The following is a 25,190-nucleotide window of genomic DNA, read 5'->3' as shown; positions in this document are numbered from 1 at the left end:
AATGGGATGTATCTCATGCCAGGCATGAGCGAGATCGATGTCCGGAGCATCAACCTGAACCTCCTCCCCGCCCTCGAGGCGCTGCTCGTCGAGGGCAGCGTCAGCGCCGCGGCGCGCCGCGCCCACGTCAGCCAGTCGGCGATGAGCCACTCCCTCGCGCGCCTGCGCGAGCTCCTCGGCGATCCCCTCCTCGTCCCTCTCGGCCGCGGTCTCACCCCCACGCCGCGCGCGCTCCAGCTCCGCGCGGCCCTGCCCGCCGCCTTCGAGCACCTCCGCCGCGCCCTGGCTTCCCCCGAGCCCTTCGATCCGCGCACCTCGGCGCGCACGTTCCGCGTCGCCACGGTCGACTACTTCGAGCTCACGACGCTGCCCGACGTGCTCGACCACCTGGGCGAACACGCCCCCTTCGTCCGCCTGGAGATCGAGCGCTTCTCCCCTGACGTCACCCCCGCCCTGGTCCTCGGCGACATCGATCTGGCCCTGTTCGGCGCCTCGCAGCCGGTGCCGGCCGCCGGCCTCCGCCGCGCGCCGCTCTACCAGGATCCCTTCGCCGTCATGGCCCGCAAAGGCCACCCGGCGATCAAGCGGCGCCTCGATCTCGACACCTATGTCGCCCTCGGCCACGTCCTCGTCAGCGTCGAGGGGCACCGCGACGGCGCCGTCGACCGCGCCCTGGCCCGCCTCGGCAAGACCAGGCGCGTGGCCCTGCGCCTGCCTCACTTCATGTCCGCGCCCATCGCCGTGCGAAGCTCCGACCTCCTCTGCACGATCCCGAGCAGCGTCGCCCACCGCGCCCGCGAGCTCTTCGGGCTTCGGGTGTTCGCGCCCCCCTTCGAGCTGCCCGCCGCCCAGGTCGTGGCCGTGTGGTCGCAGCGCCACGACGACGACCCGGCGCAGCGCTGGTTCCGCGACCTCTTCTTCTCGGGCCGCGCCCTCTCGCCGCGCCTGCGGGCCCTGGTCCGAAGGGGCGCGGCTTGATCCGGGGATGTTCTAGATGGGATGAGGCATCCCAGGCACTAGACGAGGTCGCGTTCCAGGCGTGGCGTGGCCACGAATCACGCGCGGGAGACGGCGCTGTGGCTGCGTCTCCTTACCCCTCCGTCGTCGCTCGCTCGCGGCATGAATGCGGCGTCTGCCTCGAGCATCAGAGGCGGCATGGCAAGACCGTTCGAGTCCATCGGTTCGACTTACGGGCTTCACCGGCGAGCCTCCGCCGCCCTGCTCCTCGCCGCCTTCGGCCGCACGAATGAATGCGGTCCGAGCGCGCCCGACAGCAGCAGCAGCGGCGGCGCCGCGGGCGGCGGCGGGTACAGCTCCGCAACCACAGGAGACGGCGGCGGCTCCGCTGCCACGGGCAGCGGCGGCTCCGCAGGCCACGGCGGCGGCGGCTCCGCTGCCACGGGCAGCGGCGGCTCCGCAGGCCACGGCGGCGGCGGCTCCGCTGCCACGGGCAGCGGCGGTTCCGCAGGCCACGGCGGCGGCGACGAGAGCACCTCGACCGGGAGCGGCGGCTCGCCGGCAACATGCGTGCCGGGATCCATCGTCGCGTGCTACTCCGGCCCCGAGGGGACCAACGGCGTCGGGCGCTGTACGGCCGGGACGCAGACCTGTCGTCCTGACGGCTTCGGCTATGGGCCCTGTACGGGTGAGATCACCCCTGTTGCGGAGGTCTGCGCCACGCCGCAGGACGAGAGCTGCGACGGCGACCCCCATTGCCCGCAACCCGCCGCCTGGGCGCGCGGGTTCGGCATCGAGCCCAACACGCCCACATCGACCATCGCCGTCGACGCCACGGGGAATTACTACATCCTCGGCGCCTTCAAAGGAACGGTCGACTTCGGCACCGGCCCTCTGACCAGCGCCGGTAACAGCGACATCTTCCTTCTCAAGCTCGACCCCTCCGGCGCGCCGCTCTGGAGCAAGCGCTTCGGCACCCCCTTGCGCGAGACAGGAGATGCCCTGGCCATCGACGGAAACGGCAACGTCCTGATCGCCGGCAACTACGAGGACGACTTCTCTGGCATTGGCAATGACTTCAGCCTCGGCGGGTGCGCCCTGCCGGCTCCGTCCGATCGTTCCGGGCAATTCATGGCCAAGCTCGACCCCGACGGCAATCACATCTGGAGCGACGGATTCCTCTTCTGGCCTTCGCATCCTACCTGGGCGACGAAGGTGGCCATCGATGCTCTCGGCGACGCGTACCTCGCCGTCGGGCTGGAGGACGCGACAGCGGTGGTGAAGCTGGACGCGATGGGCAATGTCCTCTGGAGGCGTAGCACTCCGGGCAGCCCGAGCTTCCAGATGAACCTCGCGCTCGACAGCGCCGGCAACGTGGTGACAGTGAACAACGCAGGTATCGGTGGCGACTACATTGCCCTCTACACGTACGTCTCGAAGCTCTCTCCGGCTGGAGATTTGCTCTGGTCCCGGAGATTGGACGACTACGGCTTCCGTGGCAAGGTGGCGGTCAACTCGGCGGGCGAGACCCTCGTGTTGGTCGAGGGAGCTCTCATCAAGCTGGATCAGGACGGCGAGGAGGTGTTCACCCAGCCCGCCCGCCACACCGGCAACATCGCGGTCGACCCTGCCGACAACATCTTCCTCGGCGGGCGTGGGCTCACGATGCTCGACCCGAGCGGCACCGAGCTCTGGACGCGCGACTTCGCGGCCTCGGTAGCGGATATAGCCATCTCCCCGAACGGCGCGGTCGCCGTCACCGGCGTCGTGAGTGGCCCTGTGGACTTCGGGACCGGCCCGATCGCGTATACAGAAGGCTGGGATATCTATGCTGCCACATTCAATCCGCCGGCGAGCGGCGAGGGAGGCGGCAGCGGCGGCAGCGACGGCGACGGCGGCAGCGGCGGCGGAGGCCCGTCCGAGACGTGCGTGCCGGGCTCGGTCATCGCGTGCTACTCCGGCGCTGCCGGGACCAGGGGCGTCGGACCCTGCGCCGCGGGGACGCAGACCTGCCGGCCCAGCGGCCTCGGCTTCGGCCCCTGCGTGGGCGAGGTGACGCCTGCCGAGGAGCTCTGCTCCACGCCGGAGGACGAGAACTGCGACGGCGACCCCCATTGCCCCATGCTGTCGTGGGCGCGCGGGTTCGGCAGCACCGGCGCCGACCAGGGCCTGAACATCGCGAGCGACGCCGCAGGCAACTACTATGTCGCCGGCAGCTTCACAGGGACCGTCGACTTCGGCGCGGGCCCTCTGACCTCCCCGCCCGGACGCCACTTCCTGCTCAAGCTCGATCCATCGGGCGCGCCGCTCTGGAGCGAGCGCCTGACGAGCGGCCACCCGCTCGTCATGGCCGTCGATGGCAACGGCGACCTCCTGCTCGCCGGCACCTACTCGGGTGGCGCCGACAGCGTGTTGAACCAGTGCCTCCCCCCCTTCGAACCGGGCCACAATACCGTGGGCTTCGTGGCCAAGCTCGACCGCGATGGCAAGGCCATCTGGAGTCAAGCGCCCATCTACACGTCGGACGTGATCGACAGCTTCAGCGTTCCCGAGCGTATCGCCGTCGATGCGCTCGGCAACACCTACCTGGTCTACGCCGACCTTTGGGCGAACGGTGCCTATCTGTTGAAGCTGACCCCTGGCGGCGATGTCCTCTGGAAACACAGGATCACGCCCCCTCCCGACGAGGAGGACTATTTCACTACCCTGGAATACCACGCCGATCTCGCGATCGACAGCGCGGGCAACGCGCTGACCGTGACCGCACCGCAGGCCGACGCAGGGTATCTCACGGTCAGCAAGTTCGACCCGACCGGCGCCGTGCTCTGGAGCCGCCCGTTCGCGCCGGATCCGTCGATCGCCCCTGGCGGCGCGTGGAAGGCGGACTGGTCGGTGGCCGTCGATGCGGCTGACGAGGTCTTCGTGGCCGGCACCACGGACGGGACCGTCGATCTCGGCGGCGGCCTGCTGCCCGCCGGCCCCGTGCTCCTCAAGCTGGACGCCGCGGGTGCCCACGTGTTCAGCGACTCGATCCCCTTCGGCGACGCGCTCGCGCTCGATTCCGCTGGTAACATCGTCGTCGCCGGAGACGGGCTCGCCAGGCTCGACCCGAGCGGCGCCGAGCTCTGGACCCTCGGCTTCGGCGCCAGCGCACACGGCATCACGATCTCGCCGAGCGGCGTGATCGCCCTCACAGGGGCTGCGAGCGCGGCGGTCGACTTCGGGACCGGCCCCATCGCCCACGCCGGCGGCTCCGACATCTTCGTCGCGACGTTCAATCCCTGAAACCCATGGCGGGAAGGGCGCCATGTCGAGGTGCCGCGCGCCGAGTTCGGGGATTGTCCGCGCGCTTGGAGGCGGCCCCCATTCTCCCGCAGGCGAGACGCCCCGAGCGCGGCGCTACGCGCGGGCGAGGGTCCCGCCCGCGGCGAGGACGTAGGTCAGAACTGCTTGAAGAACTTCCACGACTCGATCGGAATCCAGTTCGGATTGCCGTCGATGTTCGTGTGCCCGCCGCCGAAGGTGCACACCCGCGTCGGATGCTCCGGATCGCAATCCTGGAAATCGAAGCAGCTGTACTTGCCGTTTGAAGTCGGGATGTCGTTCGGGATCGTGCAGCCGTTGTCCTCGGCCTTTTCGAGGGCGATGAACTTGGCCCCTTTCTTTTGACCTTCGTTGTTCACCCAGGGGCACGTCCCGTCGCTCATGCCCGTCGTATGCATCCAAGCGATGGGCTTACGTGTCTTCTGAGGCAACCAGATGTTGTAGTTGGCCGGGGCGATGCCCACGGCCGCGCGGATCTCCGCTTGATGGTTCGTCGACAGCGAATAGGTGATCATCCCGCCGAAGCTGAAGCCGGTCGCGAACACGCGGGTCGTGTCGTAGCAGACGTTTTCATTCATGAGCTTCATGATGTCGTCGAACAGCGCGTGATCCTTCTCTTGCCACGTTGCGCCGTCCGAGGAGGGGGCCACGAAGATGGCTTGCTCTCCGTCGGCCTCCAGCTGCGGCTTGAGGAAGTAGAAGTCTTGCCCCTTGACGTCCTGGTAGCGGCTGCCGATCCAATGCGAGGTGTAGAACAGCCGGTAGGGCTTGTTCATGTCGTAGTTCCGGGGCATATCGACGTAGTACACGCGATTCTGGCCCGAACTCGAGATCGTATACTCCTTGCTCGTCAACGTGGTCGCCTTGCCGCACCCCGCGCTCTTCACAGGCGCGTTCCCCAGGGGGATGGCTCCTTCGGGCCAGCCACCCGTGCCAGCACCGCCGGTGCCGGTCGGCTCAGCCCCGCCGCTCCCGCCGCTGTCGTCACCGCCGGTCCCAGCCGCGGTGCTGCCGCTGGAGCTCGCAACGCCGCTGCTGCTGCTCGTGCTGCCGCTCGAGCTGCTGCTGGAGGTCGCGACGCCGCTGCCGCCCGTGCTGCCGACGGAGCTGCTCGCCGTCGCTCCGCCCCCGCCGTCGTTGTTCGAGTCGGACTCGGCGGGGGCGCACGAAATCGCGGCCCAGCTCGCCAGGGTGACACAAAACGCGAGTCGTCTGAACGTTTGATATTGCATCACAGGTCTCCTACGTACCGGATCAGGTGAAAAGAAAAATAAAACGATTCGGGCGTATCAGGGGCGACTCGCCACACTCCGCTTCCGCTGACGACAGAGCGAACAGGATCGGTGTAAAAAATCGACCGAGTGGATCAGATTGACGAAGAGCTCGGTACTCAGGAGGACCCGAGCAAACCGAAACAAAAGGATGGCCCGCGACTGGAATGTGAACGCTCACATTGCCGGTGTCAATTCCAATCGACCGGCCCGCGGGTATCTTCGGGCCCGAGGGAGGGCGTGGCTGGCAGGGCGCCTTCGGAGCGCCGCGTTAAGAGGGCTGGACGCCGGACCGCGGCCATCGCCGGACGGCCCGACCACAATCGTACTGCCAGCGTGTCATGTTGCCGCGGCCGATGCGGAGACCGTGCCGCCATGGTCACCGAGCCGACCACGTCGGCGCCGACCGCTCGCAGCGCACGAGCACGCGTCGCCGTGGTCGCTGGGGGCCACGTACACGCTCGCGGGGGCGCGGGCGGGCCGCCGACGTCGTTGCCGCCGCCCTCGTCGCCGGCGCCGCCGTCGCCCGCGCTGCCGCCGCTGCCCCACCATCCGATGCGAGACGGCACATCGATGCCTCGACAGCGCTGCATGCAACTGCACCATACCCCTGCTTCCTGGCACGGCGCGCGGCTGGCCACAGCCGGAGTGCGCCCATGCACGCAGGCGAGAACCTCAGATCATGTCGAGGTCTCGATCATGGCCGCCACGTGAAGAACGTGTTTCCAGCCAGCGTGCGAAATCTCGAAAACCTGGGCCCTGGACTTCCAGTCCCCGCGGCTCTCCACCCGAACAAGCCTGTCGAGCTCGGGTCCCGGACGGCGACCCGCAACCGAGCCACATCGATGGCATTCTGTATAAAACTTTGAAAATCCGACTGCATCCGATCGTTGTCGTTGTTCGCGATGTTGACCATCTGCTGCAGCCGACGACGAACCCCCTGATCGTAGTTCGGATAGTCGGAAAACCCATCAAACTGATTGGCGCCGCGGATGATGTCGATCAAATTTTTCGCCCCACGTGCCCCGAACTGAGAAGGATCGCTCGCCAATCGATTCTCCAGAACCCGTTGCATCCACACCATACTCTCCAATGTGTCTGCTGCCAGGTAGTCTGCGTGGGAAGGACCGCGGGCCTCCGACAGCAACAGTCTGGCGACGGCTCCAGCTTCAGTAGCAGGATCCGGCAACTCCACCGCAACGTCGACCGCGACCCTCAGCGTCGCCTGGATCCCGGACCGTGTCGCCGCAGTCACCGTCACAGCGGCACTACCTGATGTTGTGGCCAGCGCGCTGAGGTAAAACGAAAAATTGCCAACGGCGCGTATGCGAGGCACGCCATCGACGCTGACCACATCAGGATCGCTGCTCGTTATTCTGGGAACGCCATCAGGGCGTGGAACATCGGCGAGCTCGATGCTGGCCGAAGAGTTCCCTTCGGTGCTCGATAGGTGAATGGTCACATCCGTAACATCTGTTCCATGTCGCCGAAAACGCATATATCACCTTCAACCAGCGCAAGGCCCAGTTCGACGCTCTACTCCTGCATCACGCTCAAGACCTGTGCAAGGCCAGGGTCTCTCCCGGCGACTCGCAATTTTACCAGCTGTACCGGTGCCGCTGCAAGCTGCGGGCCCACGGACCTTCGCAGCCCCTGCCGTGGTCCTCGACGGAGGCGCCGCGCTTCCTGCCGGCGCAGTGGTGGCCGGCGCCTCGCCGGTCGTGGCGGAGCCGCTCGAGATCGCGCTGTCCAGGGGGCGGGTGGTTCGCGTTCGGCCTGGCTTCGATCTCGTCACGCTGCGACCAGCGCGACGAAGGGATCGAGCGTGCGCCTGTGTTCTTCGGGGAGCTCGCCGCCGGCGGGGTAAGGCGTGCGGAGGACGCGGCGCTCCTGCGGCGCTCGCCGAGGCGCTCCGCTTCAATCCGTCAGGGCGCTCTACGCCCCGGGCATCTTGAGGCCGCGCTCGTCCATCACGGCCTTGTTGCGCGCCTCGCTCTTCGCGTACGCCGGGCGGGCCTTGACCCGCTCGGCGTATCCCGTGAAGCTCGGGCGCGGCTCGAGCATCTTGAAGTCGAGCATGTACGCGATGGTGCCGCCGAAGATGACGTCGGCCATCGAGAACTCCTTGCCGAGGACGAAGTCACGGCCAGAGATGGCCGATTCCATCGTCGCGATCATGTCGTCGTAGTTGCCCCAGCCGGCGGAGCCGGCGCGGAACTCCCAGTTGCCGGCCCTGGCCATCGAGCCGGGCTCGATGACCGAGGGGGCGAAGAGCGACCAGCGGAAATAGGTGCCGCGCGCCGCGTCGTCGAGCTTCGGCGCGAGGCGGCCCGGGGCATAACGATCCGCGAGGTAGAGGCCGATCGCCGCGGATTCGGTGACGACGGTGTCGCCGTCGACGAGCAAGGGCAGCTTGCCCATCGGATTGAGCTTCGTGATGCCCTCCTTCTTCTGGTCGCCGGCCATGATGTCGACGAACTTGAGCTCGTACTCGACGCCGACTTCCTCGAGCATCCACACAGTGTTGGCGGCGCGCGAAAAGGGGTGGTGGTAAAGAACGATGGCCATGGTGGTGTCTCTCTCTCCGTTCGTCTCCGCCGGTCGGTCGGCGGCGCGGCCGAGGCTACCAGAGGCCGGCCCCGCTGGGCGCGGCGCCAGTGCGGAGGGCGCCCCGATGGGCGGCACCGGAGCCGCCCTCGGCGGAGAAACAGGCGGAAAACGATGGCGTCGCCTCGGGCCGTCGTGGTTGCCTCGCTCACCGGCACCCTGAACGGCAGCAGCATCGCGTGGACCTCCGGCGGGGGCCGGTCGACTACGCGATACGGCAGGCCTCTTCGAAATCGAGGCGGGGGTTGCGCGGGTAGAGCTTCGCCGGGTCGCCGTGGCCCAGGTTGATGAGGAGGATCGATTTCCACGGCACGTCGGCCAGGAACGCGGCGTCGACCTTCTCCCGGTCGAAGCCGCCCATCGGCCCGCAGTCGAGCCCGAGCGCCCGAGCCGCGAGGATCAGGTAGCCGGCCTGGAGCGAGGCGTTCTGGAGGAGAAAGAAGTCGCGCTGCTCCGGCGGCATCCCGGCGAGGGCCTCGCCCATCGTCGGGCGCGCCGGGAAGAGCTTCGGCATCTTCTCGTGAAAGCGCGTGTCGTAGGCGATGATCGCGGTGACGGGCGCGCTCATGGTCTTCTCGACGTTGCCCTCCGCGAGGCAGGGGCGCAGGCGCTCCTTGGCCTCGGGGCTCTTCACGAAGACGAGCCGCGCCGGCACGCTGTTGGCCGCGGTCGGGCCGAGGCGCAGGGCCTCGTAGAGGCGGTGCAGGGTCGCGTCGTCGATGGAGTCGGCGAGCCAGCCGTTGTGGGTGCGGGCTTCGAGGAGGACTTGCTGGAGGAGTTGGTCGCTCATGATGCTTTCTCGGTGGTACGTGGGTGAGGTGGGGCGGGTCATTCCGTGAGATCCCGCCTCAGGTCGCGAGCGCGTGCTCGCCGACGCGGGCCGCGTGCCTTGTCGCTCATGAGCGAGGATTCTGGGGCCTGGACACGCCTGTAACAATGCATCAACAGTTGGAAGCACCTGCCAGGATTTGATCCAGATGAACGAACCCCTCGAGACCTCCGAGCTCCTCGCCTTCTCGAAGACCGTGGAGGCCGGATCCCTGTCCCGCGCCGCCGCCGAGCTCGGCGTCCCTCGCGCCACCATCAGCCGCCGCCTCGCGCGGCTGGAGGAGCGGCTCGGCGTGCGCTTGCTCCGCCGGACGACGCGCAGCCTCGCCCCCACCGACGCGGGCGAGGCGCTCTACCGCCACGCCCGCGCCGTGCTCGACGCCGTCCACCACGCCGAGGCGAGCGTGCGCAAGGCCGACGGCGCCGTGCGCGGCGAGCTGCGCGTCTCGGTGCCGCCGATGGTGGACACGAGCTTCAACGCGATGCTCTGCGATTTTGCGCGGCGCTACCCCGAGGTCCGCCTCCACGTCCACAGCGCGACCCAGTACGTCGACCTCCAGCGCGGCGGCTACGACGTCGCGCTCCGCGCGAGCAGCGCGCTCGAGCCCGGCCTCGTCGCCCGGACGCTGGCGCGCATGCCGCTCCTCGCGGTCGCCTCGCCCGCGTACCTCGAGGCCCGCGGCACGCCGCGCACGCGCCGTGATCTGCGGAACCACCGCTGCATGATGGGCTTCGCCCGGGGGGAGCTGCCGCAGACGCACTGGCCGTCCGCCGGCGGCAAGTTCCAGGTCGAGGGCGCGCTCTTCACGAACGACCTCCTCCTGCTCTGCGACGCCGCGCTCCAGGGCCTCGGCATCGCGCTCTTGCCGGAGCAGGTCGTGCGCCCTCACCTCGAGAGCGGCGCCCTCCTGCACGTGCTGCCAGGCGCGATCCAGGCGGACTCGCACATCGCGGTGGTCTACGTGGAGCGCGAGTTCATGCCGCCGCAGCTCCGCGCCTTCATCGACGCGGTGATGGCGTGGGGAGGGGAAAACCTCCCCCCACGAGCGGACGCGCCGAAGCCGAAGCGGGCGGCGAAGGGCGGCGTGCGCCCGCGCTCGAGAACGCCCGGCGGCGCCCGGCGCGCCTCCAGATAGCCTCGCCCCACAGGCTGTGGAGGGAACGCGGTCCTTCGATAGAGCCCCTCGCGACATCCGGGGGTGAGTGAAGTTCCATGGTGTCCTCGCTGTGCGCTCTCGTCAGTTGTGGTGCAGCTCCAGCATCGCTCGCCCCACGTCGGTGTCGGCGAAGTCGGGTATGCCGTCGGCGTCGGTGCTCGCGCTGAGGGCCCGGTGGGCATCATCGCTGGCACCGAGCTCTTGCAGCGTCAGCCTGGCGAGCACGTACGCGTCGCTCCCCAGCAGCAGGCGCCGCGGCTGCCTGTCCATCGACGCAAGCTCGACCAGCGCCTTCGCGGCCTTCTCGGGCACGCCGCGCGCCGCGCCGGGGTTGCCCCGGAGCCGCTTGTTGGTCGCGCCCACGGTGGCTTCGTAGTCGAGCTGCGAGGGGTAGATCGTCATCGAGCTGCCAGCCCAGTCGGTGCCAAAGCCGCCCGGCTCGACGATGGTGACCTGGATGCCGAGCGGCGCGACCTCGTTGAGGACGACCTCGCTGAAGCCCGCGACGGCGAACTTCGCCGCCTGGTACGCGCTCAGACCCGGCGTGCCGCCGCGCCGTCCGCCGATGGAGCTGATCTGCAGGATACGCCCGCTGCGCTGCGCGCGCATCACGGGCAGCACCGCGCGCGTGACATGGACCACGCCGTAGAAATTGGTGTCGATCTGCGCGCGGAAATCGTCGAGCGGGATATCTTCAGCCGAGTCGACGTTCGCGTAGCCCGCATTGTTGACGAGCACGTCGATGCGACCGAAGGCGTCGACCGCTTCCTTGACCGCGCCCACGGCCTGCTCGGGCTGCGTGACGTCGAGCGCCACCGTCTTCACGCGGTCGCCGTGCTGTCTCACGAGGTCATCGAGATCGGCCGGCTTGCGCGCCGAGGCGACGACGCGGTGCCCGGCGGCGAGCACGGCGAGGGCGAGGGCGCGGCCGAGCCCCCGCGAGCTTCCGGTGATGAACCATACTTGCGAGTTGTTCTCCGTCATGCACGAAACATCGTGCGCGAGGCGCCAGCGTTCAAATCCGATCGCGCCACAAATGAATCGAATCGCGCCAGCGGTTCGGGGTCGTCCCCTCCCAGGATCGGAACGCCCGCGTGAAGGAGTTGACCTCGTCGAAGCCGAGCAGGAAGGCGATCTCGTTGACGTCGACGTCGTCGGTGCGCAGGAGGCGCAGCGCGGCGCGGTGCCGGACCTCGTCGAGCACGCGCTGATAGCTGACCCCCAGCTCGCCCAGGCGCCGCTGCAACGTGCGCGTGCTGAGCGACAGCTCGCGCGCCACCTTCGCGATGCTCGGCCGCTCGCCCGCCATGCGGCGAGCGACCACCGCGCGGACCTGCTCGACGAACGAACCGTGCTCGAGGGGCGCGAGCTGCTGCTCGAGGCTGGGGACGAGCACCTGCAACAGGTCGGCGTTGTGCGTGATGAACGGCGTCGTCAGGAGACGCTCATCGAGGACGAGCGCGTCGCGCTTCGCGCGGAACCGCAGCGGACAGCCGAAGAATCGCAGCAGCATCGGCTCGTCGCTGCGCGCGCGAGAGAGCTCGACGCGCTTCGGCGCGAGCGCGAGCCCGCTGCCTCGCTGCAACAGCACGAGGAGCGAGGCGAGCGATGCGTCGACCAGACGCGGGGGCATGGGGCCTGGCGCGTGCAGGTAGGTCGTGTGGATCACCACCTCTTTCCCCGTCGTGTCGATGGCCATGTCCTTCGGCCCGCAAAGCCGCTTGTAGCGGGCGAGCTTGGTCAAGGCGGTGCCGAGGTCGGGAGAGTGCAGCGCCGCGAGCGACGAGATGTCGTACTCGTGCACCTGCGTCTCCATCGCCAGACGAAGCCCGACGTCGTGCGGCGACGACGCGCCGAGCGCTTCCCAGAAGGTGAAAAACTGCGCGGTGCTCAGCTCGCCGCTGGACGGCGCCCGCGCGGCGGCGGTCGCGTGGGGCACGTTCGCGCCGAGGCGCGCGAGCCGAGCGCGCACCGCTGACGAGAGGCGGACGACGTCACCGTTCATCGCGAAGAACCTAGCGAGGTCGAGCCGTCACGACCAGTCCGATCGCGCCAACCAGAGGGCGACGGCGCGGCGCGAGGTGCCAGCAAGCTCGCCGTCAGGGGTCGCGCGTCCGTCGGACGCTGTAGAGTTTGCCCCCGAACAGGATGCTGCCCTTCGCCTCCTGCTCGTCGACGGCCACATCGAAGCTGAGGCCCTGGAGGTGCATGAGGCGGAACGCGAGCACCTTGCCGACGAGGCCGACCGACGTGGCGTGGTCATAGAGCCGGTCGAGCTGGTCGTAGATCCACGGCGCGGCCTTCACGAGCCGGTCGAGCTTTCGATAGCTGTCGCCGCGGAACAGCCACACGCTATAAGGCCAGTTTCCGGCGTAGTACCGCATCGCGAGCAGGAACGAGATCCGCCCTGGCGCGATGTTGCCTAGGAGCGGAACAGCGACAAGCATGATCGCGAGGAGCGCGCCGAGCTGAGGCGGGCCGACGTCGAACGGGTGCGCGCCGGGGTGGGCCCAGAACAGCGCGAACACGCCGTAGACCACCAGTAGTGTTCGGCGCGCAGCGCGAGGAAGATGGTGCGATCGGCGACGGCGAGGACCGGCACGAGCGCCGCGATCGGCACGAGGTGCGAGGCGCCGAGCGCGGGGGCGAGCAGCGCGCGCACGAGCAGGGCGAGCAGCGCGAAGTAGAGCGCGACGTCGAGCGGGGTGCGCCGCGTGCCGCCGAGGAGCGGCGCGCGCGGGAACAGCGAGAGCTTCGTGGTGCCGGGGCGGAGGAAGTAGAGGGCGCCGCCGACGGGCGGGGCGTAGCGTCCGCTGAGCGGACCGAACCCGCAGCCGAAGCCCAGGCCCTCGAACAGCATGCTCCACAGGATCGCCTTCTGGAACGCGAGCGGGCGCAGCCACCAGTCGCCGATCGTCGAGAGGCCGCCGAGGCTCGGCGAGGTGCTGCAGAACAGGACCCAGGCGCCGGCATAGAGGGCGAGCTTGACCGCGTGGAGCACGTAAACGGCGAGCGGCGCACCGGAGCCCTGCAGCGCCCACGCCTCGCAGACCATGCGTGCGCGCTCGGGGAACGGCCGCTTCACCCAGTCGAGCGGATCGTACGGCGGGGCGAGCGGACGCAGCAGGGCCACGGCCGCGATGCTACCGGAACGCGTCCCCCGGCTCACGAAGTCGACGCGCGGCGGGCCTGCCATTCGTCGCGGGAGAGCTTGCGTTCCGGCGAGCCCCTTTTGTGGCTCGCCGGAACGCAAGCCCCTCCGGTGAGCACCCCAAGCTCCCTCACCACCCGCAGGCGCGGCCCAGCGTGCGTCCGCTGATTACCTCAGCTCGTAGACGTCCACCGTGTCCACCACGACGTGGGGCACAAGGACGCGTCCACGCTTCGTATCGTAGCCGATATCCGTGGGCGTCTTCTGCTCTGGAATCGGCGCCCACCTTGCTTCCCCGACCGGCCGTAGCAGCGGGCGCTGGCGAGCGAGGCTACCGCGAGCATACCTGAGCTCAGACGCGACGCGCCAGCTACTGCAGCCACCATTCGAGCAGCCGCGAGCGGCGGCCGAGCTCGGCGCGCGGCGGCATCGAACGGCGTGGGCACGTCATCAGATACACGACTGCTTGCATGCCTTCGAGCGCGGTCTCCACGCTCTCGCGTCGCTGAACGCCGAACTCGACCCAGCTTCGCTCTGGTCCCCGCTTCAAACCGCAATCGAGGTGTCGAGTCCGAAGATCTCGTCCACGCGGAAATCTGCGCAGGTTTCTCGAGACTCTGGGCGTCAGTCGTCCCATTCGCAAATGTATGAGGTGTCGATGTTGCCGTCGTCCCAGGTGCCGTCGGCGACCATCTTCACCCAGCGCTCGTTCGCGGGGTTGTCCGGCTGGCCCGGCTGCCAGTGCGTGTAGGTCACCGGGCTGCCATTGATCCACTCGTAGTGATTGACGTCCTTCAAGTTGTTCATGCCCATCCACGGGCGGGTGGTGCCCGCGAGCGTCAGCACGAAGGCATCTTCTGGCTGACTCTCGATGCAGACCAAATAGCCTCCCAGCCCGGAGCAGATCCCCTGAGCTGCCGCTGCATCGATGGTTGCAGTCGTATGGCGGTACCAATGACCGTTGAACTGCACGGCGTCGCCGGGATGCGCGCCCGAGCTCGAGCCGCCCGTTCCCATACCAGCGCTTCCTCCGTCGTCTCCACCGCCGCTGGTTCCTCCGCTGCCGCCTTGCCCGGAGCCATCACCACCATCACCATCACCACCACCACCACCAGCCGTCGCGGAGCCAGCTGTTCCGGCACCACCGGTCGTCACGGCTCCGCCCTCCGCGCTGCCTTGCCCGGCCGAGCCTTCGTTGCTGCCCGGCGGGGAGTCCGAGGAGCAGGAGACGAGCAGTCCTGAGGCAAGGAAGCCCCAAAGCTTCAGAGAAAAATCCGAGAGTTTCATCGATTCGTTCCAGCATTCGACCCGCAAAAGACCGATGTGGCGTTCGCGTCGCAGCACCCGGACTCATGGGGGATGGGGATACAGATCGTGTCGATTGTGAGCGTTCACATTTTCGGTGTCAATTCAAATCCACGGGCTCGGCGATCGGCGATCGGCGCGAGCCGTTCGCGGATCTCCCCTCGGTGGTCCCGGTTCAGGTTGACCCCACCGCCGTCCTCCGACGGCGACGATCAAGGTCGAAACTGCAACTGCCAGAGCAACCAGGGAAGTCCCGACGGACTCCCCCCAATCGGCCCTGCCGACCGCGCACGATCCAGAATCAGCGCTTCACGCGCGCTTCCGTTTCCGTGGCGGCGCAGGCTCGCCCAGGACGGGGCGTTGTTCGGCGTGCTGACGCGCCTCTTCGTCGAGAGCGTGGAGCGGTTCTACGAAGAGCGCGCCGAGCGCCGAGGCGCGTGCGGCGCGGTCAGGAGCGGCGCGGTGACCGTCGTGCAACGCACGTCCGGCGACATGCGGCTCAATCCGCATCTGCACGTGGTCTTCCTCGACGGGGCTTATCACGAAGACGGCACCGAGCTCGTGTGGAACGAACTCGGTCACCTGCGAACGCGCGAGGTCGGTCAGGTCCTAGCGGTGTGAAAGCGCGGCGGCGGGACGCTGGCCGCGAGGCGGCACAGGAGCGAGAGCGGATCCATGCGCGGCCTACGTTGGCGTGGCCGTCTCGGTAAAAGGCCGCGATGGCCTCGATCACCGCGAGCGGCGCCTGGGTGGTCGACGCGTTGTCGAGGTAGACGAAGCCCGGGGCCGCAAGCGCGGGGAAGTCGCTGCGCGCTGCCACGGCCGTGCTCATCGCTCGCCTACGCCCGCATCGGGGCAGGGGCCCCGGCGCCGGGCCGGGAGTTCCTCGAGCGCAGTCAGCGCGCGGCCGCTGCGGCCGTGCAGCAAGGCAAGGATCTCGACCACGATGCTCAACGCGATCTCGGCAGGCGTGCGCGCCCCGATGGCCAGCCCGGCCGGGGCTCGCAGCACGCCGAGCGTATCCGCGAGCGAACCCGGGAGCCGCTCGCGGATCAACCGCGACCGGCTGGCGCTGGCAACCAGACCTACGTAAAACAGCGGCGGCCGCGGGCGCACCGGCTCGATGTAGATGTCCATCACGCCGCCGCACGGCATGCCCAGGCCGAGCACCTCGTCGTCGAGATCGGCCACGACGAGCCGCGGTCGACCCTCGGCGATCGCCGCGACCGCCTGCTCGCCGGTGAAGCGCTCGACGCAGCCGCCCCCGACCCAGCCGTGGAGGTTATGGCCGTGCTCGTCGAAGATCGCCTTGGCCCCGGGCTTGCCTGACGCGGAGCCGCGCACGTTCACGACCGTCGCGACGGCGAAGCTGCGTTCGGATCCGAGCATCTCGAGGAGCGTGGCGTAGAACCTGGGATCAGAGGGGGTCATCGTCGTGATCCACGAGTGGATTGACCACGCGAACAGCGCGGCATGGAGGCAAGGGTCATGGTGGCGATGCTCGCGGCTCGAGGAGCGGGCCACTACCGCGGCCCGCTCTGCTCAGAGGGTCAGATCCTCCTGGGTCACCAAGCACGCCTGCTGCACGCGCTGGACGGTGGCTGGCGCCTGGAGCTGGAACCACTCGTTATGCCCCCGATCCTGCCGCGCAGCCAGGATCGCGTGCTTGAGCGCGAAGAAGGCCGTGATCGCAAGCACCAGCGGGGGCTCGCCGACCTCCTTCGACGAGTAGAGGTCGTAGGGGCTCTCGGGGACTTCGGGCGCGGTGGAGCGCGGGAAGAGGTCGACGTTGAACTCGATGGGGATCGAGGTCGTCGCCGGCACCTTGTAGCGCCAGGTGTTGTCGGCGTTGAGCGCGCCTGCGTCGGGGCCGTCGGGCTGGAACAGCACATCCTCGCTCAGCACGTAGCCGAGCCCCTGCACGTAGGCGCCCTCCACCTGTCCAATGTCGATGGCCGGGTTGAGGCTATCGCCCATGTCGTAGAGCACGTCGGCGCGGAGCACCGTGGTCTCCCCGGTGAGCACGTCGATCTCCACCTCGGTGCAGGCGGCGCTGTAGGTGAACCCGGTGAAGTGATAAACGACTTCGCTGCCTGCGTTCGGCTTGAAGATCAGACCGGTGTCGATCTCGGCCCCGCCCTTCTGCTTGAAGCGCGCCTGGGCCGAGAGGTTGAACTGGTCATTATGGGCTATGGCGACGACGCACTGCCAGATCGTCTTCTCGATCGTCTTGCCGTTCGTCGTGATTTGCACCACCTTGCGCCACCCATCTTGGTGGTTCCAGAAGTCGATGTGGTTCTCTTGGCACCACGCGAGGCCGTTCTCCTCGAGCTTCTTCATGCAGTACGCCTGGAGCCGGTCGCGCAGGTCGCGGCAGGCCTTCTTGGCGGCGGCCGCATTGAAGCCCGAGCCCGTCGAAGCCCCTGTGCCCACCGGGTTCGGCACCACCTGCGTGTCGGTGTCGCCGATTTCGATGAGCCCCATGGGAATGTTGAGCTCCTTGGCGACCACCTGGGCCACCTTCACCCGCAGCCCTTGGCCCATCTCCACCCCGCCCTGGCGCACGAGCACCGTGCCATCCTGGGCGTAGACCTCGACGAGCGCGCCCGCCTGCTCGAGCATCGGCGCGTTGTAGCCGCTCCCGTACTTCACGGGCATCATCGAGATGCCGCGCTTCTTCCAGCGGTTCTCGGCGTTGAACTTCTGCACGGCCGCGAGACGCTCGGCGAACTTCGAGTTCTGCTTGATGCGCTCCCACACGTGGCCCAGGTAGCAGTAATCGAGCACCTGCCCGACGGGGGTCATCCCTCCGAGCTGGTATAGGTTCTTCTCCCGCACGTCCTCCGGCAGCATCCCGATTGCGTGGGCGGCCTGCTCGATGGCGTCCTCTTGCACGAGCAGCGCTTGCACCGAGCCCATCGAGCGCATTGCGGTGTTGCTGGCCTTGTTCGTCTGGCAGACGTCCCCGCTGGTCTGGTAGTGGGGAATGTTATAGGCGCTGTCGGCCCGGAGCTGGAGACAATCCATCACGACGAACGAGCAATCGAGCGTGCTGCCGCCGTCGGTCCAGAAGTCCGTCTTCAGGCCCATCAGCCGGCCGCGCTGATCCGGGTCTCCCTCCCCGGTGGCGATCGCGACGGCGTATTCGCCCAGCAAGGGGTGCCGGTGGCCGATCATCGCGCTGTCATTCTCGCGGCGCATCGCCAGCTTCACGGGGCGTCGGTGCTTCCACGCCGCCACCGCCGTGATGCCGGCGACGTAGGGCGAGCGCGTCGTCTTGCCGCCGTAGCCACCCCCCACCCGCGCGATCTCGACTCCGACCTGGTTCATGGCGAGCCCGAGCGCGCCGCGGACCCCGCTCTGCACCGAGTCGGGGCTCTGGGTGGACGAATGCACCACGATGCGGTCGCGCTCGCCGGGAATGGCCACGCACGCGTTCGTCTCCATGTAGAAATGGAGCTGCGCCCCGCTGCGCTCGCTGCCGTGGAACACCTTGCACTGGACGCCGTCGAGCACGGCGTCGTTGTGCACGACGCGGCTGCCGGAATCGTCGCCCGCGACCCAGTCGAGCTTGGTCCCGGGGCGCTGGATCTTCCAGACGTGCACGGGGTAGTGCTGGCTGTCCTGGTAGATCTTGCCCTGGCCCCGGGCCTCGTCGATGGTCAGCGTGGGCAGGACGGGCTTACGGTCGTCGTCGACGACCGGCGCGTACCGGACCCAGCGAGTGGCGATCTCTTGCGCGATGTTGATGGCCTGCTCGGCGGTCTGCGCCAAAACCAGGCCGATGCATTGCCCGTACGAGGTCACAATGCCGTCGGCGAACAGGAGGTCGTTGCCGAAGCCCTGGGCGTTGGAGCCACCGGGGGGGATGTCGTCCTTGGTGACGTAATCCACGAAGCCCGGATAGCGGGTCGCCAGGTAGGCCGAAAGCTCGGCAGCGGTGGCGGTCACCAGCGAATCGCCGCTGGGGATCTGGTAGGAGATCTGGGCCAGCGCCTTCATGCTGGTCACCACCGCCGCCTCCAGGCCGCGGGCCGGCAGCGGGATGTCGTGCGTATAGCGCGCCTCGCCGGTGGCCTGCAGGAACGCGCCCAGCTTGATGTAGGGCTTGTTGACCGGGTACTCGTCCTTGTAGCGCTCGTACTTCTGCTTGCCCGTGCTCTCCGGCCTCTCCCTGCGCTTGCCCGCCGAGCGAACGTCTTTGGACACCTCGTGGTGGGCCACCTGCTCGGCCACGTACACGAAGAACTGGTAGAAGTACCCCTCGGCGAGCGACAGCTTGTACGCGTCGGTGAAGCCCTCGTCGGGCAGCGCCGCCATGCGGTCGTGGTGCAGGGTGAGCTGCTCCGAGACGTCTTGCCGCACGCAATCGATGGCCCCGGCCAAGGTCTCCGCATTCCACGGGCGGCCCTCCAGGAAGCCCTCGGCCCGCTTGGCGTGGAGAGCGAGCGGCCCGACCCCGCCAAACACGATCCGCGCGCCGGTGACGTTGCCCTGCTCGTCGAAGCCCGCGAGCATGCCTGCGTTGACGATCGAGTGCGCATTCTCGGGCCGCAGCGCCGTCTTGTAAGTCCGCACGAACACGCGCGGTGGTGTGGTGGGGATGCGGTAGCTCACGAGCACCCCCGTCGCGCGCAGCGCGGGCGAGCTCGCGTAGTGGTGTGCGAAGTCGAGGATGTGGTACTCGGTCGGGGCGCCCGCGCCCGTGCTGACCAGCACCTTGACGCCCAGGGTGCAGTAGGCCGTGAAGGCATCCGAGGGGAACGGCACGCCCTCGGTGACGTGCCGCGCCACCATCATGGTGTTCCCGCCCAGGCTGGCCGCATTGCGCACGATGCGGCCCGCGGTGCGCTGGACCATGGTATGCAGCGCCTCGTACCCCTCGCCCGCGGTGCCCGGCTCGACCTTTCCGCGTTGCGCGAGCAGAGCGTCGAGCATATCGAGCAAGTCGCTGTAGCAGACGGCCGACCCCACCACGATCTGCGCGGGCTCCACGTCCTTGCGCCGCAGCTCGGGCACGTGGGAGACGTCGACGAGGACGTGGGGATCCTCGGTGTACTTGTCGTAAACCCCGATCGAGGTGTTCCCCACCACCAGCTTGATGCTGCTCGGGTCGTAATGCTGCTGGATCTCGTGCACCTGGGCCAGGGTGACGGGGCGGTACCAGTCATAGACACCCTTCCGATAGTGGAGCGCGCGCGGGGGGGCCTCGAGCGAGCTGGGGAAGTCCGCGGGCACGGTATGGCAATGCGGCACCTCATCGGCGGGGTCGACGTCCGTGTGCAGGCAGCCCTGCTTGTCGGCGTCGCTCCAGTCGGAGGCAAAGTGCTTCATGCCGTAGAGGATCGGGCGGTAGCCGGTGCAGCGGCACAGGTTGCCGTCGAAGGCCTGCTCGACACGCAGCTTGGTCGGCCGCCCCTTGCCCAGGCTCGTCGCGGTCGCGAGCACGGAGTGCATGTTCATCACGAAGCCCGGCGTGCAGAAGCCGCATTGCGAGCCGTTTTCCTTGGCAATGCGGTACTGCACCGGGCTCAACGAGGTGGTCGTGGAGCCCGTGCCCTCGATCGTGGTCACCGCCTTGCCGTCGAGCGTGCAGATGGGGCGCATGCAAGCGTTGATCGAGCGGAACATCTTTTGCCCGGTCTGTGGGTCCAGCTCCGTGATCATCACCGTGCACGCGCCGCAGCCGCCCTGGCCGCACGCCTTCTTGGTCCCATGGAGGCCGACCTCGGGCGAGCGCAGCCAATCGACGAGCAGCGTGGTCGGGTCCACGTCCTTCAGCACCACCGGCTGGCCATTGAGGACGAATTGCAGGTCGGTGGCGAACCCTGCGTCGCTATCAGATCGCGATTGTGTCATGGTGGTCCTCGCGCTCAGCGCGCCGGTGGGCAGGTGGACTTGGGTACGACTTTCGGGTCGCTGTTCTTGAAGTAGGCGTACTGGGCGAAGGCGACCTGGAGCTGCAGCGAGGTGTCCAGCGGGATCGCTGCCGCGACATCGCCGCTGCTGCCAGGGAACGGGCTCGGATAGGCATAGTTAGCGAAATAACTCGCGTTCGTCGCGTTGTAGGTGTCGCATATCCCATCGAATTTGAAGATCGGCGGTACGTTCTCGCCCGGCTTGATCTCCACCCCCGGCGCGGCCGCGTAGGCGCCCATGTGGCACGACGTGCAGCTCGAGTTGCTCTGGTCCACGTCGCCGGCGAGGCGCTTGAAGCAACCGTAGTGCTCGTGGATGTTGACGGGGGCCGCGACCGACTGGCTCAGCGGCTTGCTGTTGGCCAGGGGCACCGCGGGGAAGGTCTGGGGGTCGTTGCCCCACTGCACGCCGAGCGGCCGCATGCGATCCCAGATCGTGGCGCCGGGCAGGGTGCCGTCGTAGACGAGCGTGCTGTAGACCCAGCGCGTGGGCGAGCGCGTGTCGACGACCGCGAGGTCCATTTGCACGAGGTGGACCTCGCGCACCTCGCGCTCGCACGTCGCGTAGGTGCGCGGCCCTGTCTGCTTGTGGCCGTTGGCTTGCCAGTTGGTGGAGCCCTTCATGTAGGGCACGTCCTTTTCGGTCGCCGTGGTATTGAGCAGCTTGACGACGACGGTGCCCTCCGGGAACGGCATGCCGCGAGCCAGGAGCCGCCCGTTCTCCTCGTAGGTGGCCGGCGCGCCGCTCTCGGGCCACTGCTGCCCGATCGACCACGCGCCGCAGGGATTGTAGTAGCCGATCGACCAGGTCTCGAAGAGCGGGTCGTCGCCGCCGCTCTTCCTGGCGCCCGGCAGGATGTGCTTGCCGCTGCCTCGCCCGATGAAGGCCGTTTCCGCGGTCGACAGCTCGTTGGTCAAGCCATGCACGAACTCGCGGCCCCGCTCGCCGTCGTAGGCCATCCAGGGGACGTTGAACCAGCGGGTTTGGCCGGACACCTGAATACGCCAGCCGGGGTCATCGGGGAGATTCGGCTCCTGGCCCTCTTTGACGTAATTGACGATGTCCTGCACGTAGCCCTGCCAATCCGCGTTCCACGTGGAGCTCTTGCCGCTGAAATCCACGTTGCGGCGCAGCCAGGGCGAGTCGCACGTGGGCTTTTCCTTCGGATAGTCGTGGCTCAGCTTGAACACGGGCCCCGACCAGCCCACGGGGGGAGCCTTGACCGCGTCCCGGAAGGCGAGCGACCTTGCCGTGGCGAGCTCCTCGGGCTCGCCCTTTCCGTCGACGACTTTGGGGCCGGCTTGATTCCCATTCCCACAGGCGCCGAGGGATACCCCCGCCGCGATGGTGAGGAGCACGGACGCGAAAGCGTAATTTTTCATCGGAAGAGCACCTCGGTGATCAGCGTCGCCTTTGCCAGCGGGCGGCGAAGTCGTCGAATCCGTTTTGGTTACCCGGTCCGCGAGGGTACTCGGGCTTGGCGCTGAAGCCCTTGGCGATCCCGTCGAGCGCGAAGCTGAACCCGCCACCTTCCTTCTGGGCCTGGCCGTGGCAACCCATGCAGCCGCCCATGAGGTAGTTCGTGCCGTTGACGGCGAGGTTCGGCCCCACCTGAGGCGTATCGCCGCCGTACGCATAGTCGGTGATGGTGCCGTCGGCCGGGTCATTCGAGCTGTTCGGATCCGGGTTGCCCGCGAAGCCGCCGGAGAAATGCTGCAAGACCTGGCTGGTCTCGAGGACCATGTTGGCCATGTAGTAGGTCGCGGGCTCGACACCACCGCCACCTGTGTACTCCGCCATGGCCTCCTTCGTGGCGGGGACATGCTGGACGTTCACGAGCTTGTAGTACCTGAGGACGCTCTTGGGGGAGCCATTCTGTTCGGCGTAGCTGTCCAAGGCTTGGTGCGCCGCGTCGTTCGCACGGATGATGGTCTGGGGGATCGGGGACAGCCGCGCGCGGACGCACACCTTGGCCTGGGGGATGTTCTTATTTTTGGGGTTGTTCTCGTAGTAGAGGCTCGAGCCGGGCTTGCAGACGTCGGAGGCCGCCGTGATTCTCTGGCGCGACGCCTTGTTCCAGCCGGTGGCGGGAACGGAGGTGATCGCGGGGTAACGGGCAGGTTGGCCCTGGCTCGTGATGCGGCCGCTGTCGTCCTCGACCCGTTGCCCGTCCTGGGTGAGGATGTTGTCGGCGGCCTCGAAGGAGGCATAGATGAACTGCGGCGCCGAATTGGTCTTCTGGATGATGTGGAGCGCGACCAGCGTGTAATAGTTGACCGCGTAGCAGTAGTTCGACCCGTTCAGCTTGTACCGGCGCAAGGGCCTGACCAGGTGGGTCTGCTCGTCCCCCGGGACCGCGCGGCGCCAAGCCGACTTGGTGAGAATGGTATTGAGGGGGAGGCTGACCAGGTCCGTGCTCCCCGCCTCGGGGTCTTTCTTCTTGTCCTGCACGTACTGCATGGTCTTCGTCTCGATATCACTTGGAATGCCCGTGAACCAGCCGGTTTGCTGCACGTACTTGACGTAAATGGGATTGGCCTTCACCATGAACACGATCTGGGACGCCGCGGGGTCGTTCGGGTCGACCTTCGCCGCCTCGACGACGCCCGCGAACATGGAGTTCTGCCCGATCTGGGTGGCCTCGTCCGCGTTGAGGAAGAGCGCGCCCTCGGTGTCCTTGAGGTTCTGGGGGTCCCCGCCGTCGCACAAGGGAATCGTGCCATCCCCCCCCACCTTCCTCGAATCGTAGATGTATTGCGGCTTATCGTCGTAGTTGTACGGCTTCACGCCGTCCTTGTTGCCCCCACCCGGGAAGACCTCGATTTTGTGGCGGTAGGTCATCCACGTGGGCGTGGTGCCATTCTTGTCGTTGATGGCGTCGAGCCGGGCATTGGCATCGAGCTGTCCGCGCGTACCTGACGTGAAGGTTTGCTTCACCGCGGGCCAGTTGAGCGAGATGAACTCCTGCCAGGCGAAGGTGGCAGCCTGGTTGAGGTCCGCGCCTGCAGCGACATCCGTGGGCGGCGCGCAGGCCGCGACGTTGATGTACGAGGGCTGGGTCTCGCAGGAGTCTTTCCTCTCCGGGCGCGGCGCCTGGACCGCCGCGGAGGTCGATGCCGCCGGGCGCTGCGTCTCGGCTCCTTTACACGACATCACGAAGAACGCCCCCGCACCCACCAATACGTGTCCTGAAATACGCCAACCATGCATGAGTCTGTTTCGGTTCATTGTAATCTCGTCGTGCGCGAGTCGGATGACCCGCGTCTTGGTGAGCTCTTCGCAGGAGGCATGCCAAGCCCCTGCGCTAAACCGGCGGAGGCCTCGTGTAGCGCATCCCGCGAAACCGAGCCCCATCTCGGTAGGGATGGTCGCGTCCCAGCGCCAATCGTGGTCCTGTTTACTGTATCACCGCTGTGCCAGAGGTGTATCATGTACAGTCGAGATCCGAGCCCCCCGCGGCGGGGGCCCGGCGATGCATCTGCGCGCTTCAGCCGCCCCAGAACACGAAGACAGAGACGGCGTAAGCGCTCACGACTCCTGGCAGGACCCCGGCGTCTCCAGCCCACTGGAGGCCATTGGGGAGCCGGGGATTAGTATTAGCGATAGAGCCACTGTATCCGTTCTTGCTGATTGTCCAGGCGAAAATGTAGGCGTTTTGCCCCAGAGCCTGGTCGAGCAGACTGATGATCCCGAAATAGAACCCATTCGTGTCCGATGCCTCTGTCGCTGCTCGATACAAGATCCAGTAGAGATCATCTCCCGCAAACGCACCGGATCTCCCCGCTGCGACGACTTGCTCGAGCGTCCTGGTCTTGACCGCTTCCGTGACGGAGGAATGGGCTTTCATCGGCGTATTCATGATGACTCTCCTTGCGACGCGCGTCGCGTTCTGTCGTCTAGCAAAGCAACAACGATACCTGCCGCCCTTCTACGGTTCGGCGCGGCTTTTTTCGAGAAGACCCTTCCAAGCGGATTCAGCCGTCGGACGAGGGGAGCGGCGTGGTGCCGTAACGGTGCATCTCACCTCGGACACGGTGAACGACAGGCTCGGCCGGAGGGCGGGCTCCCTTTCGCCGGGAGCGCATCCGCCTCAGGAGATGGCTCTGGCGCCGTCGCGGGAGGCGCTTCGGCTGTATCGTCGCCGCGCAGGCGAGAAGGGCGCCTTCATCCGGGAGCGCTGCCCCACGCCACGAAGCAATAGACGCCGTAATTGCTCACGGACCCTGGCAGACTCCCGGTATCTCCCGACCAGGAGGAGCTGCTATCGAGCCTGGGGTTTTTCTTGTAGAGCACTCCGTTTTGCCCCCCCTGGCTGACGGCGAGGGTGAGAATGTAGGCGCCTGACCCCAGTTTCTGGTCGAGGAGACTCGTGACGTTGTTGTTGAACCCGTCCAAACTACTCGACTCTTGCGCGGCTCGATACAGCAAGTAGTAGAGATCGTCGTTCGAAAGCAAAACAGTTCCCGGGGTATTCTTGTCGGATCCCATGATGGCTCTCCTTGCGACCTGTATCGCGTTCTGTGGTCCCACAGGAGCAACCGTCATGCCAGCGTCCATGCCTACGGCTCGATGCGGCTTCGTGGAGGGTAGCTCAATCCTTCCGAGCGGATTCGGCCGCCTCGAGCAGCGCATCCCCACGAAACCGAGCTCCACCCCGGCAGGGATGGCCGC

At 67.5% G+C, this 25,190-nt stretch carries 21 protein-coding genes and 1 pseudogene; 5 read left to right on the top strand and 17 right to left on the bottom strand.

Translation table 11 applies throughout. The features are described 5' to 3' along the window. Window positions 1-6: 6 nt before the first annotated feature. Window positions 7-978: a LysR family transcriptional regulator gene (locus WMF45_RS12370; protein WP_437717108.1), complete on the top strand. Its 972-nt coding sequence runs from the start codon at window positions 7-9 to the stop codon at window positions 976-978. Between the two features lie 177 nt (window positions 979-1,155). Then, window positions 1,156-4,242 (top strand): hypothetical protein, encoded by a 3,087-nt coding sequence (locus WMF45_RS12365; protein WP_437717107.1) that lies wholly within the window; start codon window positions 1,156-1,158, stop codon window positions 4,240-4,242. Between the two features lie 155 nt (window positions 4,243-4,397). On the opposite strand, the gene WMF45_RS12360 is transcribed toward WMF45_RS12365, so the two are convergent. After that, on the bottom strand, window positions 4,398-5,168 hold the full coding sequence (locus tag WMF45_RS12360; RefSeq protein ID WP_437717106.1) for an alpha/beta hydrolase family esterase: 771 nt from the start codon (window positions 5,166-5,168) through the stop codon (window positions 4,398-4,400). A gap of 118 nt (window positions 5,169-5,286) precedes the next feature. Between WMF45_RS12360 and WMF45_RS12355 the strand changes: the two genes are divergently transcribed. After that, the gene (locus WMF45_RS12355; protein WP_437717105.1) at window positions 5,287-5,505 is read left to right on the top strand and encodes a hypothetical protein; all 219 of its coding nucleotides are present in this window, start codon (window positions 5,287-5,289) and stop codon (window positions 5,503-5,505) included. 744 nt (window positions 5,506-6,249) lie between these two features. On the opposite strand, the gene WMF45_RS12350 is transcribed toward WMF45_RS12355, so the two are convergent. The 3 genes from WMF45_RS12350 to WMF45_RS12340 form a co-directional block, all read right to left on the bottom strand. Then, the gene (locus tag WMF45_RS12350; RefSeq protein WP_437717104.1) at window positions 6,250-7,014 is read right to left on the bottom strand and encodes a hypothetical protein; all 765 of its coding nucleotides are present in this window, start codon (window positions 7,012-7,014) and stop codon (window positions 6,250-6,252) included. A 473-nt stretch (window positions 7,015-7,487) separates the two neighbouring features. Continuing rightward, window positions 7,488-8,120, bottom strand: a complete 633-nt coding sequence (locus WMF45_RS12345; RefSeq protein WP_437717103.1) for a glutathione S-transferase family protein — start codon at window positions 8,118-8,120, stop codon at window positions 7,488-7,490. A 244-nt stretch (window positions 8,121-8,364) separates the two neighbouring features. Beyond that, window positions 8,365-8,949: a malonic semialdehyde reductase gene (locus WMF45_RS12340; RefSeq protein WP_437717102.1), complete on the bottom strand. Its 585-nt coding sequence runs from the start codon at window positions 8,947-8,949 to the stop codon at window positions 8,365-8,367. A 187-nt stretch (window positions 8,950-9,136) separates the two neighbouring features. Between WMF45_RS12340 and WMF45_RS12335 the strand changes: the two genes are divergently transcribed. Then, on the top strand, window positions 9,137-10,123 hold the full coding sequence (locus tag WMF45_RS12335) for a LysR family transcriptional regulator (RefSeq protein ID WP_437717101.1): 987 nt from the start codon (window positions 9,137-9,139) through the stop codon (window positions 10,121-10,123). A 102-nt stretch (window positions 10,124-10,225) separates the two neighbouring features. Here the strand turns inward: WMF45_RS12335 and WMF45_RS12330 are convergent, their stop codons facing one another. The 6 genes from WMF45_RS12330 to WMF45_RS12305 all read right to left on the bottom strand — a co-directional run bounded on the left by WMF45_RS12330 (window position 10,226) and on the right by WMF45_RS12305 (window position 14,582). Beyond that, complete coding sequence (locus WMF45_RS12330) at window positions 10,226-11,128, bottom strand: SDR family NAD(P)-dependent oxidoreductase (RefSeq protein WP_437717100.1); 903 nt, start codon at window positions 11,126-11,128, stop codon at window positions 10,226-10,228. A gap of 31 nt (window positions 11,129-11,159) precedes the next feature. Continuing rightward, on the bottom strand, window positions 11,160-12,149 hold the full coding sequence (locus WMF45_RS12325) for an AraC family transcriptional regulator ligand-binding domain-containing protein (protein ID WP_437717099.1): 990 nt from the start codon (window positions 12,147-12,149) through the stop codon (window positions 11,160-11,162). A 94-nt stretch (window positions 12,150-12,243) separates the two neighbouring features. Beyond that, window positions 12,244-12,672: a DUF3556 domain-containing protein gene (locus tag WMF45_RS12320; protein ID WP_437717098.1), complete on the bottom strand. Its 429-nt coding sequence runs from the start codon at window positions 12,670-12,672 to the stop codon at window positions 12,244-12,246. Further along, window positions 12,567-13,277: a DUF3556 domain-containing protein gene (locus tag WMF45_RS12315; protein ID WP_437717097.1), complete on the bottom strand. Its 711-nt coding sequence runs from the start codon at window positions 13,275-13,277 to the stop codon at window positions 12,567-12,569. Before WMF45_RS12315 ends, WMF45_RS12320 begins: the two co-directional genes overlap by 106 nt. A 388-nt stretch (window positions 13,278-13,665) precedes the next feature. After that, a complete protein-coding gene (locus tag WMF45_RS12310; protein WP_437717096.1) occupies window positions 13,666-13,788 on the bottom strand; it encodes a hypothetical protein in 123 nt (40 codons plus the stop codon). Window positions 13,789-13,919: 131 nt separating this feature from the next. Beyond that, on the bottom strand, window positions 13,920-14,582 hold the full coding sequence (locus tag WMF45_RS12305; RefSeq protein WP_437717095.1) for a lectin-like protein: 663 nt from the start codon (window positions 14,580-14,582) through the stop codon (window positions 13,920-13,922). Between the two features lie 378 nt (window positions 14,583-14,960). Here WMF45_RS12305 and WMF45_RS12300 point away from each other — a divergent pair, with 378 nt between their 5' ends. Further along, window positions 14,961-15,221, top strand: coding sequence for a transposase (locus WMF45_RS12300; RefSeq protein ID WP_437719697.1), 261 nt, complete (start codon window positions 14,961-14,963; stop codon window positions 15,219-15,221). Between the two features lie 64 nt (window positions 15,222-15,285). On the opposite strand, the pseudogene WMF45_RS12295 reads toward WMF45_RS12300, so the two are convergent. The 7 genes and pseudogenes from WMF45_RS12295 to WMF45_RS12265 all read right to left on the bottom strand — a co-directional run. Continuing rightward, window positions 15,286-15,432: pseudogene (locus WMF45_RS12295) on the bottom strand (aminotransferase class V-fold PLP-dependent enzyme); the annotation flags it as partial. Continuing rightward, the gene (locus WMF45_RS12290) at window positions 15,429-16,031 is read right to left on the bottom strand and encodes an XdhC family protein (protein WP_437717094.1); all 603 of its coding nucleotides are present in this window, start codon (window positions 16,029-16,031) and stop codon (window positions 15,429-15,431) included. The pseudogene WMF45_RS12295 and the gene WMF45_RS12290, both read right to left, overlap by 4 nt. A gap of 111 nt (window positions 16,032-16,142) precedes the next feature. Beyond that, on the bottom strand, window positions 16,143-20,459 hold the full coding sequence (locus WMF45_RS12285; protein WP_437717093.1) for a molybdopterin cofactor-binding domain-containing protein: 4,317 nt from the start codon (window positions 20,457-20,459) through the stop codon (window positions 16,143-16,145). Window positions 20,460-20,473: 14 nt separating this feature from the next. Then, entirely contained in the window at window positions 20,474-21,901 is a 1,428-nt protein-coding gene (locus tag WMF45_RS12280; protein WP_437717092.1) for a hypothetical protein, read from the bottom strand. Between the two features lie 19 nt (window positions 21,902-21,920). Then, window positions 21,921-23,747: a hypothetical protein gene (locus WMF45_RS12275; RefSeq protein ID WP_437717091.1), complete on the bottom strand. Its 1,827-nt coding sequence runs from the start codon at window positions 23,745-23,747 to the stop codon at window positions 21,921-21,923. Between the two features lie 259 nt (window positions 23,748-24,006). Further along, window positions 24,007-24,378, bottom strand: a complete 372-nt coding sequence (locus WMF45_RS12270) for a hypothetical protein (RefSeq protein WP_437717090.1) — start codon at window positions 24,376-24,378, stop codon at window positions 24,007-24,009. Between the two features lie 305 nt (window positions 24,379-24,683). Then, window positions 24,684-25,007, bottom strand: a complete 324-nt coding sequence (locus WMF45_RS12265) for a hypothetical protein (RefSeq protein ID WP_437717089.1) — start codon at window positions 25,005-25,007, stop codon at window positions 24,684-24,686. Between the last annotated feature and the right edge of the window lie 183 nt (window positions 25,008-25,190).

Source organism: Sorangium sp. So ce448 (assembly GCF_051520915.1).
GTDB classification, from domain to species: Bacteria; Myxococcota_A; Polyangia; order Polyangiales; family Polyangiaceae; genus Sorangium; species Sorangium cellulosum_B.
Note: the sequence above shows the minus strand (reverse complement) of the source record. Positions and strands in the feature narration are given on the sequence as shown.

What these genes read in the sequence shown, in the direction of transcription:
- WMF45_RS12335 (WP_437717101.1), top strand. Translation starts at nt 9,137, where the DNA reads ATGAACGAACCCCTCGAGACCTCCGAGCTCCTCGCCTTCTCGAAGACC.
- WMF45_RS12365 (WP_437717107.1), top strand. Translation starts at nt 1,156, where the DNA reads ATGGCAAGACCGTTCGAGTCCATCGGTTCGACTTACGGGCTTCACCGG.
- WMF45_RS12280 (WP_437717092.1), bottom strand. Translation starts at nt 21,901, where the DNA reads ATGAAAAATTACGCTTTCGCGTCCGTGCTCCTCACCATCGCGGCGGGG.
- WMF45_RS12330 (WP_437717100.1), bottom strand. Translation starts at nt 11,128, where the DNA reads ATGACGGAGAACAACTCGCAAGTATGGTTCATCACCGGAAGCTCGCGG.
- WMF45_RS12270 (WP_437717090.1), bottom strand. Translation starts at nt 24,378, where the DNA reads ATGAATACGCCGATGAAAGCCCATTCCTCCGTCACGGAAGCGGTCAAG.
- WMF45_RS12340 (WP_437717102.1), bottom strand. Translation starts at nt 8,949, where the DNA reads ATGAGCGACCAACTCCTCCAGCAAGTCCTCCTCGAAGCCCGCACCCAC.
- WMF45_RS12325 (WP_437717099.1), bottom strand. Translation starts at nt 12,149, where the DNA reads ATGAACGGTGACGTCGTCCGCCTCTCGTCAGCGGTGCGCGCTCGGCTC.
- WMF45_RS12285 (WP_437717093.1), bottom strand. Translation starts at nt 20,459, where the DNA reads ATGACACAATCGCGATCTGATAGCGACGCAGGGTTCGCCACCGACCTG.
- WMF45_RS12305 (WP_437717095.1), bottom strand. Translation starts at nt 14,582, where the DNA reads ATGAAACTCTCGGATTTTTCTCTGAAGCTTTGGGGCTTCCTTGCCTCA.
- WMF45_RS12370 (WP_437717108.1), top strand. Translation starts at nt 7, where the DNA reads ATGTATCTCATGCCAGGCATGAGCGAGATCGATGTCCGGAGCATCAAC.
- WMF45_RS12345 (WP_437717103.1), bottom strand. Translation starts at nt 8,120, where the DNA reads ATGGCCATCGTTCTTTACCACCACCCCTTTTCGCGCGCCGCCAACACT.
- WMF45_RS12265 (WP_437717089.1), bottom strand. Translation starts at nt 25,007, where the DNA reads ATGGGATCCGACAAGAATACCCCGGGAACTGTTTTGCTTTCGAACGAC.
- WMF45_RS12290 (WP_437717094.1), bottom strand. Translation starts at nt 16,031, where the DNA reads ATGACCCCCTCTGATCCCAGGTTCTACGCCACGCTCCTCGAGATGCTC.
- WMF45_RS12275 (WP_437717091.1), bottom strand. Translation starts at nt 23,747, where the DNA reads ATGAACCGAAACAGACTCATGCATGGTTGGCGTATTTCAGGACACGTA.